Below are 16,694 nucleotides of genomic sequence, written 5' to 3'. Positions count from 1 at the left end.
CCGGGCAGCAGCGCGGCGCGGGGCGGGCGGCAGGGCCCGCCGCGGCGGCCGGCGATGTCCATGGACAGCTTGATGGCCTGGACGAACTCCACCTGGGAGTCCCAGCGCAGCAGCGGATGCAGTTGGCGGTACAGGGGCAGCGCCGTGCCGAGGTCGCCGCCGACGGCGGCGCGGTACAGCTCGGCGCAGGAGCGGGGCAGCGCGTTCGGATAGCCCGCCACCCAGCCCTTGGCGCCCGCGACGGCCAGCTCCAGCAGGACGTCGTCCGCGCCGATCAGGAGGTCCAGGTCGGGGGCGAGTTCGGCGATCCGGTAGGCGCGGCGGACGTCGCCCGAGAACTCCTTCACGCCGCGGATGTGCCCCTCGCCGTGCAGCCGGGCGAGCAGCTCGGGCACGAGGTCGACCTTGGTGTCGATGGGGTTGTTGTACGCGACGACCGGCAGGCCCGACCGGGCGACCTCGGCGTAGTGGGCGAGGACGGAGCGCTCGTCGGCGCGGTAGGCGTTCGGGGGCAGCAGCATCACCGCGCCGCAGCCCGCCTCACCGGCCTGTTCGGCCCAGCGCCGGGCCTCGGCGGATCCGTACGCGGCGACGCCGGGCATCACGCGCTCCCCGCCGATGGCGGCGACGGCCGTCTCGACGACCCGGGCCCGCTCCTCGGGGGTGAGCACCTGGTACTCGCCGAGGGAGCCGTTGGGCACGACGCCGTCGCAGCCGTTCCCGACGAGCCAGGCGCAGTGCTCGGCGTACCTGTCGTAGTCGACGGAGAGGTCGTCGTTGAGGGGGAGGGCGGTGGCGACGAGGACGCCGCGCCAGGGGTGGTGGTCGGTCATGACAGTCCCTCCTGGGGGTGTTGCCGGGCGAGGACGCCGAGCGGTACGGGACGGGCGAACGGGCGCTTGGCCGGGGTGGGAGCGCAGCCGGCGAGACCGGCGACGGCGGTGGAGCACATCCGGCCCTGGCACCAGCCCATCCCGGCCCGGGTGAGCAGCTTCACGGTGCGTTCGTCGCCCGCCCCGAGATCCAGGGCCTCGCGCACGGACCCCGCACTGACCTCCTCGCAGCGGCAGACGACGGTGTCGTCGGTGAGCTGCTCGGGCCAGTGCACGGGCGGCGTGCAGGCGGAGCCGAGGGCGGCCGCGGAGCGCCGGAGCGCCGCGCGGGCCTTGAGGGCGGCGGGAGCCGGGCCGGGGGCGGTGCCGTGCAGGCGGGCGGCGGCGGAGCAGCCGGCGATGTGCCCCTCGGCGAGGGAGAGGGCGGCGCCGCCGATGCCGGTGGCCTCACCGGCCGCCCATACGCCGGGCACGTCCGTGCGCTGCTCGGTGTCCACGGCCACGGCGGGTCCGTCGAGGCGGCAGCCGAGGCTCTCGGCGAGGTCGGTGTGCGGGAGCATGCCGTGACCGGCGGCGAGGGTGTCGCAGGGCAGGTGCCGTTCGGTGCCGGGCCTGACGTGCCCGCCGGCGTCGAGGGCGGCGACGGTGACACCGGTGAGCCGGTCCTCACCGTGGGCGCGGACGACGGTGTGCCGGGTGAGGACCGGGACGCGGTGGCGCAGCAGCCCGGCGACGTGTCCGGCGCCCTCGGCGAGCTTGCCCGCCAGGGCGGGGGCATGCCGGGCGAGGCGCCGGGGCGCGGTGGACTCGACGAGTGCGGCGACCTCGACGCCTGCCGCCGCGAGCCCGGTCGCCACGGGCAGCAGCAGCGGCCCCGTCCCGGCCACCACCGCTCGGCGCCCCGGCGCCACGAGCCCGCCCTTGAGCATGGCCTGGGCTCCCCCGGCCGTGACGACACCCGGGAGCGTCCAGCCGGGGAAGGGCAGCACCTGCTCGTAGCCGCCGGTGGCCAGGAGCACGGCGCGGGCGGGCACGCCGACGGACTCCTCCTGCTCCGGACCGAGCAGGGCGTGCACGGTGAAGCCGTCCGGCGTGCGCTCCACGCACCACACGTGGTGGTCCGTCAGGACGCGTACGGCACTGGCGGCGAGCCCGTCCCGCAGCCGCTCCCAGGTCCGCCACCCGTGGTGCAGCGCCTCGGGCCTCCTGGCGCCGAGTCCCGCGGCCGGCTGCCGGTAGAACTGGCCGCCGGGTTGCGTCGCGGCGTCGAGGAGCGTGACGAGGACGCCGCGCGCGGAGGCCGCCAGGGCGGCGGCGAGGCCGGCCGGTCCGGCGCCGATCACGGCGAGGTCAGTCGGCATGGTGCGCCTCCTCGTGACCCGTCCCGTCCTGGGCGCCGGTCTCCCCGTGGCCGGTGCCGTCCTGCGTGCCGATCACGTCCCCCGGCCGCACCGGCACCAGGCAGGCCCGTTGGTTGGGGCGGCCGTTGACGGTCACCAGGCAGTCGAAGCAGACGCCGATCCCGCAGAACACGCCGCGCGGGCGGCCCGCGCGCCGGGTGTCACGCCACGAGGTCACCCCCGCCGCCCACAGCACGGCGGCGACTGTCTGCCCGGGCAGCGCCTGGACCGGCCGCCCGTCGAACGTGACCGTGAAGGCGGGTCCGGGCCTGGCCCCGGCAAGCTCCAGCGGGTTCACGCGGCCTCCTCGGTGAAGCGGTCGGGCCGGAACGGTCCGAGGTCCAGATCGGGAGTGCGCCCGGTCAGGACCTGGGCGATCAGCTGCCCCGTGCCGGTGGCGAGCCCGATGCCCGCGCCCTCGTGCCCGCAGGCGTGGAAGAGTCCGGGCGCCCGCGGGTCGGGGCCGATCGCGGGCAGGTGGTCCGGCAGATACGGCCGGAAACCGGCGTAGGTCCGCATCGCCCGCACTCCGGCGAGGAACGGGAAGAGCGTGGTCGCCCCGGCCGCCAGCGCACGCACCGCCGGGAGCGACAGCGACCGGTCGAAGCCGACCCGTTCGCGGCTGGCGCCGATGAGGACCGGCCCGGCCCGGGTGCCCTCCACGACCGGTGAGGTATGCAGCGCCGCGGAGTCGCTCGCGACGTCGGCCACGTAGTCGGCGGCGTACACCTTGTGCCGGATGCGCGGCGGCAGCGGTTCGGTGACCAGGACGAAACCCCTCCGGGGCAGCACCGGCAGGGACACTCCGGCGCGGGCCGCGACCTCACCGCCCCAGGTGCCGGCCGCGTTGACGACCGCCGGGGCGTGGAGGTCGCCCCGGCCGGTCCGCACGCCGCGCACCGCACCGTCCGGGCCGCGCAGGACCCCGGTCACTTCCCGGCCGGTGAGCACCCGGGCCTTCGAGGCGCGCAGCAGGTGTGCCGCCGCGAGGGCGGGCATCACCTGGGCGTCCTGCGGGTAGTGCATGCCGCCCGCGAGGCCGGGGCTCAGGTACGGCTCCAGGTCGGTGAGCCGGCCGGGCGGCACCGGGACCGCGTCGACCCCGGATGCGCGCTGCTCGGCGGCGAGCTTCTCCAGTCCGGCCAGGGCCCGGTCCGTGCCGGCGACGACGACACCGCCCTTGGCCTCGTACTCGACGGCCTCGCCCAGCCCTTCCCGGGCCAGGGCGGCCCACAGCCGGGCGGACAGCAGGGCCAGTTCGAGCTCCGGCCCGGGTTCCTTGTCGGAGACGAGGAGGTTCCCCTCCCCTGCTCCGGTCGTACCGCCGGCCACCGGTCCCCGGTCCACCACGACCGTGTCCAGGCCCGCGCGGGCCGCGTACAGGGCGGTGGCGGCGCCGACGACACCGGCTCCCACCACCACGACATCGCAGGTCAGCGACTCGCTCACGCCAGTACTATGTCACACACCACAGTTTCTGGGAATGGTGCGAGCACGGGCCGGCCGACCGTGCGGGAGCGGTCAGTCGGCCACGGGTACGACCCTCAGGTGGGAGGCGGTGCGCCGTGTGCGGCGTTCCCTGGCCGCGGAGCGGCGCGTCTCGCGCAGGACGAACGTGACCCGGGCGCAGCCCAGTTCTTGCAGTGTCCTGGTCGTCTCGACGACGATCCGGCACTCGGTGGAGCCACGGCGCGGATCCGGGTGGAGCAGCGGCCGTACGGCGCCGTCCTGCTCGACGGCGTCCTCGCCGACCGCGCGGATCCAGTGCGGCAGGCCGTGCCGGTAGGCGGCCTCCATGATCGGGTCCTGGGCGATGTCGCGGCGGATGGCCTGGAGGCCGTGGTCCGGGCCGTGGCTCTCGACGGTCCGGGCGAAGTGCGCGAGCATCGGCAGGCACCAGCTCGCCTCGTGGTCGCCGAGCACCGCGGGGGCGTCGGGGTGGAACAGCACGAAGCGGAGGAAGTTGTCACCCGGCATGGCCGTCGGGTGCGGGCCCGCCTCACGGAAAAGTGACCGGAAGGCGCTGTTGGTCAGCACCACGTCCCAGCAGTGGTCGACGACGAGCGAGGGGAAGGAGACGCCTTCCAGGAGCCCGGCGTAGTCCTCCAGGTAGGCCTGGGCCTCCGGAGTCTCGGGGACGGGCCGCGGTGCCGGCCGCCGCCCTCCTGCCTGATATGCCATCGGGAGGTCACCCCTCTTGCCTGTGCGGCCTTGACGCGGCGCCCCGATCCTGCTGCCCCGGGCTGAGGCGTGTCAACTATCGTGGCATTTCATGCCTGTTGACGGCTGAAATTGGCCACAGTTGTGGCGAGACCTGGATGTGAGTTCGAAGCACCGGCTACGCTCCGGGAAGTTCACGCCGGGGTAGGTCACGGCATCCACTTGTGAGAAGCCTGTGAGATACGTAGGAGATCTGTCGGTGACGGGTGGCTTCGTCGAAGGTCCGGGCGTCACGCCGACGGCCGTGCTACCGGCCGTCGTCTCCCGTGTCGGCGTGCTCGCCGACCGGCTCGGCGTGCCGCACGCCGAGGTCTTCGACATCGGTCGGCTGTCCGTCGCCTCCGGGGTCCCGGCGCCCGTCGTCAAGTCCCTGCTCACCGGCCGGCCGGCGGGCGAACCCGACGTCCAGGCCCGGTTCCTGCAACGCCTGGACCTGCTGCGGAGGACCCGGCTCAAGCCCAACGGCCGCAAGTACACCCAGCAGGAGATCGCCGACGGCGCGGGCATGTCCCGTCAGCAGGCCGGCGCCCTCATCAACGGCGACCGGCGGCCGACCATGGAGCACTGCGACGCCCTCCAGCGGTTCTTCCGGGTGCACGCCGGCTTCCTGACGGCCGAGGACCCCGAGGCGCTGGTGAGCGCCCTCCAGCACACCGAGCAGGAGCTGCTGCAGAAGCTCGCCGACCGCGAGCGGGAGGCGGCCGCTGCGGCGGACGACCCGCTGGAGCGGCTGCTGCAGGACCACGGCGTGCGCGGCATCGCCTGGCGGGCCGCGCAACTGCCCACCGACCAGCACCGCGACAAGGTCGCGGAGTGGCTGGACATGCTCCTGGAGAGCGTCAAGCGGCCCGAGTCGTGACCGTGGGGAGAACTGTGGGCATCGGTAAGGAAATGCGCCGTCTGTGCGGCGAGCTGGTCGCTGAGCTGACCCTCCCCGCGCCCGCTCGGCCCGAGGAGCTGTACGCCGCCCTGTGCGACGGCATGAGCAGACGCCGCGGCCGCCCCGTCCGCTTCCGGACGGCCGCGTTCCCGCCCGGGACCGCCAGCGGGCTCTGGCTGGACATGGCCGAGCAGGACCTCGTCGTGATCGAGGAACGCACCGCACCCGATCACCAGTTGGTGATCCTGGGCCACGAGCTGTGGCACATGAAGGCCGGGCACTGCTCCCACCACGTCGAGGGCGCCGCCGTCGCGGCCCGGCTGCTCGACGACGGTGCCGACCTCCAGGCGACCGTGCTGAAGGTCGCCGCGCGCACCCGCTTCGACCTCGACGACGAGAAGGAGGCGGAGAGCTTCGGCCTGCTGCTCGCCAGCAAGTGCCGGGCCTGGCTCGCCGGTTCGTCGTCGCGCGGGCCGGTGCAGCGGGATCATCTGGCGGGGCGGATCGAGGCGTCGCTGGGGTATCGCGGACCGCAGGGCTGACGGGGCGCGGTCCGCCGCCTCCGCCGAGCGGGCGAACCGGAGGGCTGCGGAGCCGGATTGTCAGTGGTGGGCGGCAAGCTGGAGGGGCGCCACCGTTGTGCGGGGCGTGCGCGCCGCGAGGGCGCGGGACCGACGACGCCGACACGGGGAGAGCCGACCGATGCCCACCGCCGTTCTGACCGACCGCGAACGCACCGCCGTCCAGGCCTATCTGCGGCTGCTGCACACCGTACGGGCCGCTTTCGACGTGGAGGGCGGCCCGCCCCTGGTCCCGCCCACGGTCCTCGCCGAGGCGGAACAGGCCCTGAAGCGCGCGGGCCTGACGGGCAACGAGGAGGCGTTCTTCCGCCTCCTGGAGAACTGGTGCCCGGAGCCGGGCCCCTGACCTGCGCCGGCGGAAGCCGGCTCCGTTGTCCGACGGATGCACCGGGCAGCGGGCTCGAAGCCGGGCCCGCGCTCCGGTGCAGGGCCGGGCCGCGGGCCGGAAGCAAGGACCCGACGCTCCGGCGGAGCGCTCGGCCCGCCGCCCGGGAGCGGTTCGAGGACCGCGGGATCAGGCGTGGGGTACCGCTATCGCCGTCGCGATCAGGCCCCGGCCCGTCGTCCAGCGGCCGTCGAAGTGGTCGACGCGGCGGGTGCCCACCCGTGGGCCGGGGACGAGCAACGTCGCTCGGAAGGTGCCGTCGGCGGTGAGTTCGATGTCGGCCTCCATGAAGTCCAGCCACTTCCCGGTGAGGGGGAACCACGCCTTGTAGACGGACTCCTTGGCGCTGAACAGCAGCCGGTCCCAGTGGATGTCGGGGCGCTCGGCCGCGAGCCCGCGCAGCCGGTCGGCCTCGGCCGGCAGGGACACGGAGGGCAGGACGCCCTCGGGCAGCGGGCCGTGGGCCTCGGCGTCGATGCCGAGGGACGCGAGGTCGGTGGCGCGGACCAGGGCGGCGGCGCAGTAGCCGTCGCAGTGGGTCATGCTGCCGGCCAGCCCGGCCGGCCAGCGGGGGGCGCCGCGTTCCCCGGGCAGGACCGGCTGCGGTGGCACGCCGAGCTTCTCCATGGCCCGGCGCGCGCAGGAGCGCACGGCGGCGAACTCCCTGCGCCGCTTGGCGACCGCCCGGGCCACGAGCGCCGTCTCCTCGGGGTACAGCGGGGTGTCCGCGTCCTCGTGACCGTACGCCTCCACGGCGACCACGGTGTCCGGCAGCAGTTCCTCGATCACCGCTCCTCGCCCTCCCCCGGCAGGATGCGCCGCAGCCGTCCCGGCGGCTGGGCCCGCCTGCGCCACTCGCGTGGGTAGCCCACCGACACCTCTTCGAAGCGCACGTCCTCGTGCCAGGTGGTGCGGGGGATGTGCAGATGGCCGTAGACCATCGTGTGCACGCGGAACCTGCGGTGCCAGTCGGCTGTCAGGTCCGTGCCGCACCACATGGCGAACTCGGGGTGCCACAGGACGTCCGTCGGATGCCGGTGCAGCGGGTAGTGGTTGACCGGGATCACCGGCAGGTCGCCCGGGATTCCGGCGAGCCGTCGTTCGGTCTCGGCGACCCGGGCCCGGCACCAGGCCTCCCGGCTCGGGTAGGGGTCGGGGTGCAGCAGGTACTCGTCGGTGCAGACGATCCCGGTGCCCTCCGCGTACTCCAGGCCCTGCTCCTTGGTCGTGCAGCCGGCCGGCAGGAACGAGTAGTCGTACAGCAGGAACAGCGGCGCCACGGCGACCGGCCCGCCGGGGCCCTCCCAGACCGGGTAGGGGTCCTCGGGTGTCGTCACGCCGAGTTCGCGGCACATATCGACCAGGTATGCGTACCGGGCGACACCGCGCAGGGTGACGGCGTCGCTCGGATGGGTCCACAGCTCGTGGTTGCCGGGCACCCACACGACCTTGCGGAAGCGGGCCGCGAGCGTCTTCAGGGTCCAGCGGATGTCCGCCACGGTCTCCGCGACGTCCCCGGCGACGAGCAGCCAGTCGTCGTCCGTCCCGGGCCGCATCTCCTCCACCAGGGTGCGGTTCTCCGGGTATCCGATGTGCAGATCGCTGATGGCCAGCAGTTGTGCGGCGCCACCGGCCGTCGACGTCACTTCTCGCCCCCTCCGCGCGCACACCGGTCCTCACCAAGAGATCACATCCGCGTGACGGGGAGCAAGGGCGGCCCGGGGGCCGTGGCCGGAGAATTCCTTCACACGCGCGTTGCACGACGGGGCCCGCCGAAGCCGTATGATCTGGCCCAACACCACCGCTACGAACTTCCCTTTCACAGGGGCGGTTTGGTGTCCCTCCCTTCTCCTGCCCGGGCACGGGCTGCTCAGCCCTGCCCGCGAACCGTGAAAGGCGGCCTGCATGGTCTCTCGCGTACGCGTCTGGCTGAACCGCACGTACGCGGAGAACGTCTTCTTCATGGATCAGCTGCGGAGAAATCCCAGCGACCGGGCCGTCGAGATCCACGCCACCCACGGCGACCCCGACTCCCCGGTGCTGGCCGCCGCCGACACCGCCGAGCTGGAGCCCGAGAACCTGTCACCCGCCGGTTACGTCGAGTTCGCGCTGGATCAGTGCGCGCGGCGCGGCATCGACGTGTTCGTGCCCCGGCTGCACCAGTCGGCGGTCGTGGCGCACCGCGCCGAGTTCGAGGCGGCCGGCACGGCGGTGCTGGCGCCGCCGCCCGAGGCCGTGGCCGTCTTCCACGACAAGGTGATCGCCTACGAGGCGGTCCAGGCGATCGGCGTGCCGGTGCCGCCGTGGTACCGGGTCCGTTCGGAGGAAGAACTCCTCGCCGCTGTAGAGGAGTTGGAGGCCGGTGGGCACAAGGCGTGCTTCAAGCCGGCGTCCGGGGCCGGCGGGGTGGGCTTCCGGGTGATCACCCGTACGCCCTTCTCGCTGACGCAGCTGAGCGGGTTCCCGAGCCCGTATGTGCCGTTGGAGCTGGTGCTGGAGGCGCTGCGGCAGGCGGAGGAGCCGGTCGACTGGCTGGTGATGCCGCGGCTGGAGCAGCCCGAGGTGTCGGTGGACTGCCTGACCGGTCCGGACAACCGGGTCCGGCTGGCGGTGGGCCGCACCAAGAACGGCCGCCGCCGGGGGTTCACCCTGCACAAGCAGTGGCTGGACCCCGCCCGGCGGATCGCGGAGGGTTTCGGTCTGCACTACCTGTCGAACATTCAGTTCCGGATGCTCGGCGACCGGCCGGTCCTCATGGACGTCAACACCCGCCCGGCCGGCGGGCTGCACCAGCTGTCGCTGTGCGGGGTCAACGCCCCGTGGGCCGCCGTGCAGCTGGCGCTCGGCGAGGACCCGGGCGAGGTGGTGCCGCCGTTCCTGGGCCAGGACTACACGGTGGTGTCGGGACCGCGTCCGCTGCGGCCGGTGTCGCTGCCGCAGCAGCGGCCGGAAGCGACGGATCCGCTGCCCGCGGTGCCCGCGCCCACCCCGGCCGAACCGGTCGGCTCCCTGGGAGCGGCGGCCCAGGCGCTGCCTCTCTGAGGCCTCAGGCCCTGGCCGCGAGCGCCTCGCGCCAGACGGGGCTGTCGACGTAGTGGTTGTCGAAGCGTTCGGAGGAGTCCTTGATCTCCTGCGGGTCGGCCTCGCCGCGCATCACCCGGCCCAGCAGCCGGAGATAGTCGAAGCGCCCCGCGCCCGGGGTGAAGACGAACAGCACGTCGGCTGTCGCACCGGGCGCGGCGGCGAAGGCGTGCGGGGTGTGCGGCGGTACGAGGAGGAAGTCACCGGCTCGCAGCACGGTGATCTCCTCGCCCACCAGCACCTGGAGCGCGCCGTCGATCACGTGGAACATCTCGGACGCCTCGGTGTGCAGGTGGGCGGGCGCGCCGACCGCCCCCTCAGCGAACGTCGACCGGTAGGCGGTGAGCCGCCCGCCGGTGTCCCCGGAGTCGGCGAGCAGGGTCATCACGCTGCTGGGGTCGCGCGTCGTCTCGGCCTCGGCGGCGCGGGTGAGGACCGGTGCGAAGCCGCTGCCGTCGCCCGTCCCGGTCTCTGCCGTCGTCATGACATCTTCGTTCTGTGTCGTCGTCATGACCATGACCCTACGGAGCCGGGCGACCCATGGCAGGGGGCATTCCGCTGCCGTAATCATGGGTCAATTCGGCAGCGTCAGAAGCGGCCGCCGCCCCGGTACAGCTCCAGTTCTCCTTCCAGTTCGACGGCCAGCACCGTGGCGTGCGGGTCGAGGTCCGAAGCCGTCGGGGGTTCGATCCAGAGGATGCCGGGTGTCTCGTGGAGGCCGCCGGTGACCTGGTGGGCCAGTTCCGTGCCCCTGCCCAGGACCGAGACCCGGCGGACCTTGTTCAGCAGGCCCCGGACGTTGATCTCGGCGCGCGGGGCGTCGAAGAGGATCAGATACAGGGTGCGGCGGTCCGTGGAAAGGGTGCTCGGGCCGTAGTGGTGTCCGGGCGGGAGCCCTCGGACGGTGCCATACACCGCTTCGGCGTGCCGGGCGATCCAGTCGCCGAGCCCTTCCAGTCGCCGCGCCTGCTCGTCGGTGATCGTGCCGTCCTCCCGCGGGCCGACGCTGAGGAGCAGGTTGCCTCCGCCGCCGACGGTCTCGGTGAAGTAGCGGATGAGCTGGTCGACGGACTTGTGGTGGTGGTCGTGGTGCTGGTGGCCCCAGGAGTCGTTGATCGTGAGGCACAGCTCCCAGGGGCCCTCCGGCGGGATGAGGGGGGCGCCCTGCTCGGGGGTGGCGTAGTCGCCCTCGCTCAGCATGCGGGCGTTGAAGACGACGTCCGGTACCTCGGAGCGGATGAGGGCGGCCAGTTCGGGGATGCGCCACTGCTCCTCGCTGCGGTCCCACTCGCCGTCGAACCACATCAGGTCGGGCCGGTAGCGGCGGGTGAGTTCGCGGATCTGGCCGTCGCGGTAGGCGAGGAACCTCTCCCAGGCGTCCAGGTCCTCGGACTCGGCGGCGGTCTCGGAGTAGCGGTTGTCCTCCAGCTCCGGCGGGCGGCCTGGCTTGCGGGTGGAGGCGTAGTCGGGGTGGTTCCAGTCGGAGTGGGAGTAGTAGAGGCCGACCTTGAGGCCCTGCTCCCGCAGGGCCTCGGCGTAGCCGGCGATCAGGTCACGGCCCACGTTCAGGTCGCCGTACGCGGTGTCCCACAGGGCGACCCCGTCGTGGTGGCGGCTGGTCAGGACGGCGTACCGGGCGCCGGCCCGGGCGAAGAGCCTCGCCCAGTCGCGCGGGTCGTAGCGGGTGGCCGTGAACCGGTCGAGCTGGGACATGTACCGGTCGTGCGGAACGATGTCGTCGTAGAACGACCAGGACTCCTGGACGCCGTCGACGGCGTAGATGCCCCAGTGCACGAAGATGCCGAGCTTGGCGTCCTCGAACCACGGCTGCACGGCCATGAGGTCAGCCCCTCCGCAGCCGCAGGGTCAGGATCTGGAAGGGCCGCAGCGTGACGGCGACGGCCCCGTCGGTGATCTCCGCGTCCTCCAGCGGGCGTTCCAGCAGGTCGGTGATCTGGGCGCCGGCCAGCGGGAACCCGGTGCGCAGGGTGCCGGTGGCACGGCCTCCGCGGGACTCGTAGAGCCGTACGACGACGTCGCCGGAGGCGTCGTCGGCGAGCTTGACCGCCTCCACGGTCACGCCCTCGCCCTCCGCGGAGACGACCGGTTCGGGGGCGCCCGCCGCGTCGGCCACCCGCAGCGGCAGGTTGAGGGAGTAGCCCTCGGCGACGGCGTCCTCGATGGTCGCGCCGGGCAGCAGCGCGTAGGTGAAGCGGTGGCGGCCCTGGTCGGCCTCGGGGTCGGGGATGCGCGGGGCGCGGACCAGGCTGAGGCGGACGGTGGTGGTGGTGCCGCCGTCCTCGCGGACCGTGCGGGAGACGTCGTGGCCGTACGTCGAGTCGTTGATGACGGCGACGCCGTAGCCGGGTTCGCCGAGGTGCACCCAGCGGTGGCCGGAGACCTCGAAGCGGGCCGCCTCCCAGCTGGTGTTGGTGTGGGTGGGGCGCTGGATGTGGCCGAACTGGATCTCGGCGGAGGAGTGCGGGGCGCGGATGTCGACGGGGAAGGCCGCCTTGAGGATCTTCTCGGTCTCGTGCCAGTCGATGTCCGTCTCGATGTCGATCCGGGGGCTGCCGGCGCGGACGGTGATCGTCTGGGTGATCGTGGAGCCCTTGCCGAAGGACCGCTCGACGCGGATGGCGCCGATCAGCGGGTCCTCCTCGACGACCGCGACGGACGACGCGTCGAGGAGGTCCGTGTAGCGGTTCCTGTAGTGCTTGTCGATGTCCCAGGCGTCCCAGTAGTTGGGCAGGTCGGTGTGGAGGCGAAGCAGGTTGCCGGGCTCGGCGAGGACCTCGCGGCCGGCCCGCAGGTCGCGGACCGACGACAGGGTGCCGTCCTCGGCGACCTCCACGCGGACCAGTCCGTTGTCCAGGACCAGGCCGTCCACCGTGACCGGCTGCGGGGGCGCCGCGTCGGTGAGGGGCGCGGAGCCGCTCGCGGGCACCTCCACGTACACCGGTGCGCCGTCGGCGGTGCGGACCACTTCGGCGCGGTCGTAGGGGCTGGTGTTGAAGACGCGGGTCCCGCCGGTGCCGAGCGCGGCCACCGCCTCGGCGGTCAGGGCGTGCAGCTCCCGCGCGACACGGGCGTACTCGGCCTCGGCCTCGCGGTGCACCCAGGCGATGGAGGAGCCGGGCAGAATGTCGTGGAACTGGTGCAGCAGCACCGTCTTCCAGAGCCGGTCCAGCTTCTCGTGCGGGTAGGCGTATCCCGGCGCGTGCAGCGCGGCCGTGGTCGCCCAGAGTTCGGCCTCGCGCAGGAGGTGCTCGGAGCGGCGGTTGCCCTGCTTGGTGCGGGCCTGGGAGGTGTAGGTGGCGCGGTGCAGCTCCAGGTAGAGCTCGCCGACCCACACCGGCGCGTCCGGATACTCCTCGCGGGCCTTGGCGAAGAACTCGTCGGGGTGTTCGACGACGACCTTCGCGGAGCCCTCCAGGTCGGCCAGCCGGCGGGCCCGTTCCATGATCTCGCGGGTGGGGCCACCGCCGCCGTCGCCCCAGCCGAAGGGCGCCAGGGAGCGGGAGGCGCCGCCCTTCTCCTGGTAGTTGCGGACCGCGCGGGACATCTCCTCGCCGCTGAAGCGGGCGTTGTAGGTGTCGACCGGCGGGAAGTGGGTGAAGATGCGGGTCCCGTCGATGCCCTCCCACCAGAAGGTGTGGTGAGGGAACCGGTTGGTCTGGTTCCAGGAGATCTTCTGGGTGAGGAACCACTCGTTCCCGGCGAGCTTGGCGATCTGCGGATACGCCGCGTTGTAGCCGAAGGAGTCGGGCAGCCACACGCCCTTGGTCTCGATGCCGAAGTGGTCCATGAAGAACCGCTTGCCGTGGATGAACTGGCGGGCGACGGCCTCACCGCCGGGCAGGTTGCCGTCGGACTCGACCCACATGCCGCCGACCGGCGCCCACTGGCCGTTCTTCACCGACTCCTGGATGCGGGCCCAGACCTTGGGGTAGTTGTCGCGCACCCACTCGTACTGCTGGGCCTGGGAGCAGGCGAAGATGAAGTCGTCGTACTCGTCGGCGAGCGAGGTGACGTTGGAGAAGGTGCGGGACGTCTTGCGCTTGGTCTCGCGGATCGGCCAGAGCCAGGCGGAGTCGATGTGGGCGTGCCCCACGCCGGAGATGGTGTGCGCGCTGGCGTGCGCGGGCTTGGACAGCACCGGCTTGAGCGCCTCCCGGACCGCGGCGGCCGAGCCGGAGACGTCGTCCAGGTCGAGCAGGTCCATGGCCCGGTCGAGGGCGTGCGCGATCTCGTGCCGGCGCGGGTCGTGCCCGCCGAGCTCCAGCATCAGCTCGCGCAGCACCTGCACGTCGAGGTCGAGGTGCCAGACCTCCTCGTCGAGGATCGCGAGGTCGGCGGCGCGGAAGGTGTAGAGGGGCTTGTCGCCGGCGGTGAGCTTGTCGCCGAGCGGGGTGGTCTTCGAGAAGTTGTCCGCGAGGATGTCCGGGTTGGAGGCGGCCTCGACGAGGTAGTCGACGCTCTCGCCGCCGCGGGCGGGGTTGGCGATGGCCACGTACTGGTTGAGCGGGTTGACGGCCTTCAGCGGGGTGCCGTCGGTGAGGTGGACGAGGGCCTCGGCCTGGTTGCCGGGCCAGTCGCCGGTGAAGCCGAGGTCGATGACGGCCTCGACGCGCTTGCCGGCCCATTCGGCGGGCACCTGTCCGCGCATGCGGAACCAGGTGGTGCCCCAGGGCGGGCCCCACGGGGTGCCCATCGCGAACGGCTCGTAGGAAGCGGCGGCCGCCTCCTCGAACGGGACCGGCTCCCCCGGGGCCTGCCAGGCCTCCACCTCGAAGGGGACGGTGGCCGCGTAGACCGCGGTCCTGATGCGCTGGTCGTGAAGGCGCTGCACGCGCTCCTCGATGCGGCGGCTTTCGTCGTGCATGGGATGTCTCCAGGAAGCGGGAAGAGCGAGCAGGCGGGAAGCGGTGGGGGAAAGCGCTTACCGAACGGCGTTCACCTAAGGTACGCCAACCCCGGGTGGACGTCGGTGTAGCCCTCGACCAGCCTGCGGGCCACGTTGACGGAGTCGACCAGGGGGTGCAGGGCGAAGGCCTTCACGGCCGTCGCGCGGGAGCCCGATCCGGCGGCGGCCAGCACCTCGCGCTCGACCGCCTTGACCGCGCAGACCAGGCCGGTGGCGTGGCCGGGCAGCGGGTCGACGGTGACGGGGTGGGCGCCGTTGGCGTCGACGAGGCAGGGGACCTCGATGACGGCGTCCGCGTCCAGGACCGACAGCGTGTGCCGGTTGCGGACGTTGAGGATCAAGGTGGTGCGCTCGTCCCGGGCGATCGCCCGCATCAGCGCGAGCGCCACCTTCTCGTAGCCGCCGGACAGGTCGTCCTCGTCGCGTTCGCCGGCGCCCGCGGTCTCGCGGTTCTCGGCCATGTACGTGGCCTCGCGCTCGGCGCGGGTGCGGTCCCAGACCTTCAGGGCCGGGGCGTGCGGGTTCTTCATCTCGGCGTAGAAGCGGGCCTGCTGGTCGTGCAGGAAGGCGCCGCGGGTCTTCTCGGCCTGCTGGTAGGCCCGGACGGCCTCGCGGTTGAAGTAGTAGTAGTGCAGGTACTCGTTGGGGATCGCGCCCAGGGAGCGCAGCCAGTCGGCACCGAAGAGCTTGCCCTCCTCGAAGGAGCCGAGCAGGTCCGGGTCGGCGAGCAGCCGCGGCAGCTCGTCGCGGCCGGCGACGCGCAGGCCGCGCACCCAGCCGAGATGGTTGAGGCCGACGTAATCGATCCACGCCTCCCCCGGGTTCTCCACACCGAGCACCCGGGCGATACGCCGGCCGAGACCGACCGGGGAGTCGCAGATGCCGATGACCCGGTCGCCTAGGTGGCGGGACATGGCCTCGGTGACCAGTCCGGCGGGGTTGGTGAAGTTGATGACCCAGGCGTCGGGGGCGAGCCGGGCCACCCGCTGGGCGATGTCGACGGCGACCGGGACCGTGCGCAGGCCGTAGGCGATGCCGCCCGCCCCCACCGTCTCCTGGCCCAGCACGCCCTCGGCCAGGGCCACGCGTTCGTCGTTCGCGCGTCCCTCCAGTCCGCCGACGCGGATCGCGGAGAACACGAAGTCGGCGCCGCGCAGGGCCTCGTCGAGGTCGGTGGTGGCGCTCACCTCGGGCGCGTCGGCCACTCCGGCCGCCTGCTCGGCGAGGACACGGGTCACCGCCGACAGACGCCCGGCATCCAGGTCGTGCAGGACGACGTGGGTCACCCGGCCCTCGGCGTGGTCCTGGAGGAGCGCTCCGTACACCAGCGGCACGCGGAATCCTCCGCCGCCCAGAATCGTCAGCTTCACCGGGTTCCTCCGATACGGCGGGCCGCGTGCGGCATGTGACGGGAACCGGACACGCGCCACCTCCTTGAACGTGCTTCAGGGCCTCGGGCCGGTGCCGGCCCGGCCGGTGTCGAGCGTGGGGGACCTTGCCGCGCACCGGACGGCGGGGCGGCCTGAGCCGACGGCTGTCCCGCCGCGACCGGGGGAGGGTTCACGCCTGCCCCTTTCCCGCCACGACCACCTCGACGCCCGCCTCCTGGAAGGAGGCCCGCGTCGCGGCGTCGACCGGCGCGTTCGTCACCACCGCGTCCAGTTCCTCGGGACCGCAGACCTTCGCCATCCCGTGCCCCGGGAACTTCGCCGCGTCGGCGAGCAGCACCACCTTCTCGCCTGCCTTGATCATGGCGCGCTTGACCGGCACCTCCACGACCGTCGTGTCCATGACCTGACCGCCGGGCCGCACCCCGCTGGTGCCGAGGAAGAGCCAGTCGGCGTGCAGCTGGCGCAGGTTGTCCTCGGTGAGGAAGCCGACCAGGGAGCGGTACTCGCGGCGGACCATGCCGCCGAGCAGGACCAGCTCGATGCCCTCGTCGTCGGCGAGTTCCTCGTAGACCACCAGGTTGCTGGTGACCACGGTGAGGCGGCGGCCGTGCAGTTGCCGGGCCAGGCGGTAGGCCGTCGTCCCGATGTCCAGCAGAACCGACTGGCCGTCCCTGATCATCGCGGCGGCCCGTTCGGCTATGGCGTCCTTCTCGCTGACGCGCACCTCGGCGACCTCGGCGAAGGGCTGGTCGCCCTCCTCCACGACGGCGCCGCCGTGCACCCGCGTGAGCAGGCCGTCTTCTTCCAGTTTGACCAGGTCACGCCTGATGGTGGCGGGACTCACTCCCAGTTGCTCCGAGAGGTCGGTCACGGCCGCGGGCCCGCCGGCGCGCAGGGCCCGCAGGATGAGTTGGTGTCGTCGTTCTGCCAGCACGGCGTGCACATTACTCGTCATCTCCAATCATCGCCATGCTTATTTCTGCTCGGGTATTGACC

General features: G+C 72.9%; 16 protein-coding genes. 4 read left to right on the top strand and 12 right to left on the bottom strand.

The annotated features are described in order from the left end of the window. From GTY56_RS15050 to GTY56_RS15030, 5 genes are all read right to left on the bottom strand, one after another. Window positions 1–833 (bottom strand): dihydrodipicolinate synthase family protein (locus GTY56_RS15050; protein ID WP_161365861.1); only part of this gene is annotated, 833 nt, incomplete at its 3' end. Continuing rightward, the gene (locus GTY56_RS15045) at window positions 830–2,194 is read right to left on the bottom strand and encodes an FAD/NAD(P)-dependent oxidoreductase (RefSeq protein WP_161365860.1); all 1,365 of its coding nucleotides are present in this window, start codon (window positions 2,192–2,194) and stop codon (window positions 830–832) included. The genes GTY56_RS15050 and GTY56_RS15045, both read right to left, overlap by 4 nt. Beyond that, a complete protein-coding gene (locus GTY56_RS15040) occupies window positions 2,184–2,531 on the bottom strand; it encodes a 2Fe-2S iron-sulfur cluster-binding protein (protein ID WP_161365859.1) in 348 nt (115 codons plus the stop codon). The genes GTY56_RS15045 and GTY56_RS15040 overlap by 11 nt, the downstream gene beginning before the upstream one ends. Beyond that, window positions 2,528–3,682, bottom strand: a complete 1,155-nt coding sequence (locus GTY56_RS15035) for an FAD-dependent oxidoreductase (protein ID WP_161365858.1) — start codon at window positions 3,680–3,682, stop codon at window positions 2,528–2,530. Before GTY56_RS15035 ends, GTY56_RS15040 begins: the two co-directional genes overlap by 4 nt. A gap of 72 nt (window positions 3,683–3,754) precedes the next feature. Continuing rightward, a complete protein-coding gene (locus GTY56_RS15030; RefSeq protein WP_161365857.1) occupies window positions 3,755–4,414 on the bottom strand; it encodes an MmyB family transcriptional regulator in 660 nt (219 codons plus the stop codon). Between the two features lie 238 nt (window positions 4,415–4,652). On the opposite strand from GTY56_RS15030, the gene GTY56_RS15025 reads away from it, so the two are divergent. From GTY56_RS15025 to GTY56_RS15015, 3 genes are all read left to right on the top strand, one after another. After that, a complete protein-coding gene (locus GTY56_RS15025; RefSeq protein ID WP_161365856.1) occupies window positions 4,653–5,312 on the top strand; it encodes a helix-turn-helix domain-containing protein in 660 nt (219 codons plus the stop codon). A gap of 32 nt (window positions 5,313–5,344) precedes the next feature. Then, window positions 5,345–5,875, top strand: a complete 531-nt coding sequence (locus GTY56_RS15020) for a hypothetical protein (protein WP_033307649.1) — start codon at window positions 5,345–5,347, stop codon at window positions 5,873–5,875. Window positions 5,876–6,035: 160 nt separating this feature from the next. Beyond that, entirely contained in the window at window positions 6,036–6,260 is a 225-nt protein-coding gene (locus GTY56_RS15015; RefSeq protein WP_161365855.1) for a hypothetical protein, read from the top strand. A gap of 168 nt (window positions 6,261–6,428) precedes the next feature. Here GTY56_RS15015 and GTY56_RS15010 read toward each other — a convergent pair whose 3' ends face one another. Together GTY56_RS15010 and GTY56_RS15005 are read right to left on the bottom strand one after the other, a co-directional pair. Then, window positions 6,429–7,088 carry a 4'-phosphopantetheinyl transferase superfamily protein gene (locus GTY56_RS15010; protein ID WP_161365854.1) on the bottom strand — a complete coding sequence of 220 codons (660 nt, stop codon included), beginning with the start codon at window positions 7,086–7,088 and terminating at the stop codon, window positions 6,429–6,431. Next, complete coding sequence (locus GTY56_RS15005; RefSeq protein ID WP_161365853.1) at window positions 7,085–7,945, bottom strand: metallophosphoesterase; 861 nt, start codon at window positions 7,943–7,945, stop codon at window positions 7,085–7,087. The genes GTY56_RS15010 and GTY56_RS15005 overlap by 4 nt, the downstream gene beginning before the upstream one ends. Before the next feature lie 259 nt (window positions 7,946–8,204). On the opposite strand from GTY56_RS15005, the gene GTY56_RS15000 reads away from it, so the two are divergent. After that, window positions 8,205–9,341 carry an ATP-grasp domain-containing protein gene (locus GTY56_RS15000; protein ID WP_161365852.1) on the top strand — a complete coding sequence of 379 codons (1,137 nt, stop codon included), beginning with the start codon at window positions 8,205–8,207 and terminating at the stop codon, window positions 9,339–9,341. Window positions 9,342–9,345: 4 nt separating this feature from the next. Here the strand turns inward: GTY56_RS15000 and GTY56_RS14995 are convergent, their stop codons facing one another. The 5 genes from GTY56_RS14995 to GTY56_RS14975 form a co-directional block, all read right to left on the bottom strand. Continuing rightward, window positions 9,346–9,864 carry a cupin domain-containing protein gene (locus tag GTY56_RS14995; RefSeq protein WP_161365865.1) on the bottom strand — a complete coding sequence of 173 codons (519 nt, stop codon included), beginning with the start codon at window positions 9,862–9,864 and terminating at the stop codon, window positions 9,346–9,348. A 104-nt stretch (window positions 9,865–9,968) separates the two neighbouring features. Then, the gene (locus GTY56_RS14990; RefSeq protein ID WP_161365851.1) at window positions 9,969–11,219 is read right to left on the bottom strand and encodes an alpha-L-fucosidase; all 1,251 of its coding nucleotides are present in this window, start codon (window positions 11,217–11,219) and stop codon (window positions 9,969–9,971) included. Window positions 11,220–11,223: 4 nt separating this feature from the next. Further along, window positions 11,224–14,265 carry an alpha-mannosidase gene (locus GTY56_RS14985; RefSeq protein WP_161365850.1) on the bottom strand — a complete coding sequence of 1,014 codons (3,042 nt, stop codon included), beginning with the start codon at window positions 14,263–14,265 and terminating at the stop codon, window positions 11,224–11,226. A gap of 71 nt (window positions 14,266–14,336) precedes the next feature. Then, window positions 14,337–15,677, bottom strand: coding sequence for a family 4 glycosyl hydrolase (locus GTY56_RS14980; RefSeq protein ID WP_161365849.1), 1,341 nt, complete (start codon window positions 15,675–15,677; stop codon window positions 14,337–14,339). 190 nt (window positions 15,678–15,867) lie between these two features. After that, entirely contained in the window at window positions 15,868–16,632 is a 765-nt protein-coding gene (locus GTY56_RS14975; protein ID WP_161365864.1) for a DeoR family transcriptional regulator, read from the bottom strand. Window positions 16,633–16,694: the final 62 nt, after the last annotated feature.

This window comes from Streptomyces sp. SID5643, from assembly GCF_009872555.1.
In the GTDB taxonomy this organism is placed as follows: Bacteria; Actinomycetota; Actinomycetes; order Streptomycetales; family Streptomycetaceae; genus Streptomyces; species Streptomyces iakyrus.
This window is presented reverse-complemented; position numbering and strand designations above follow the sequence as displayed.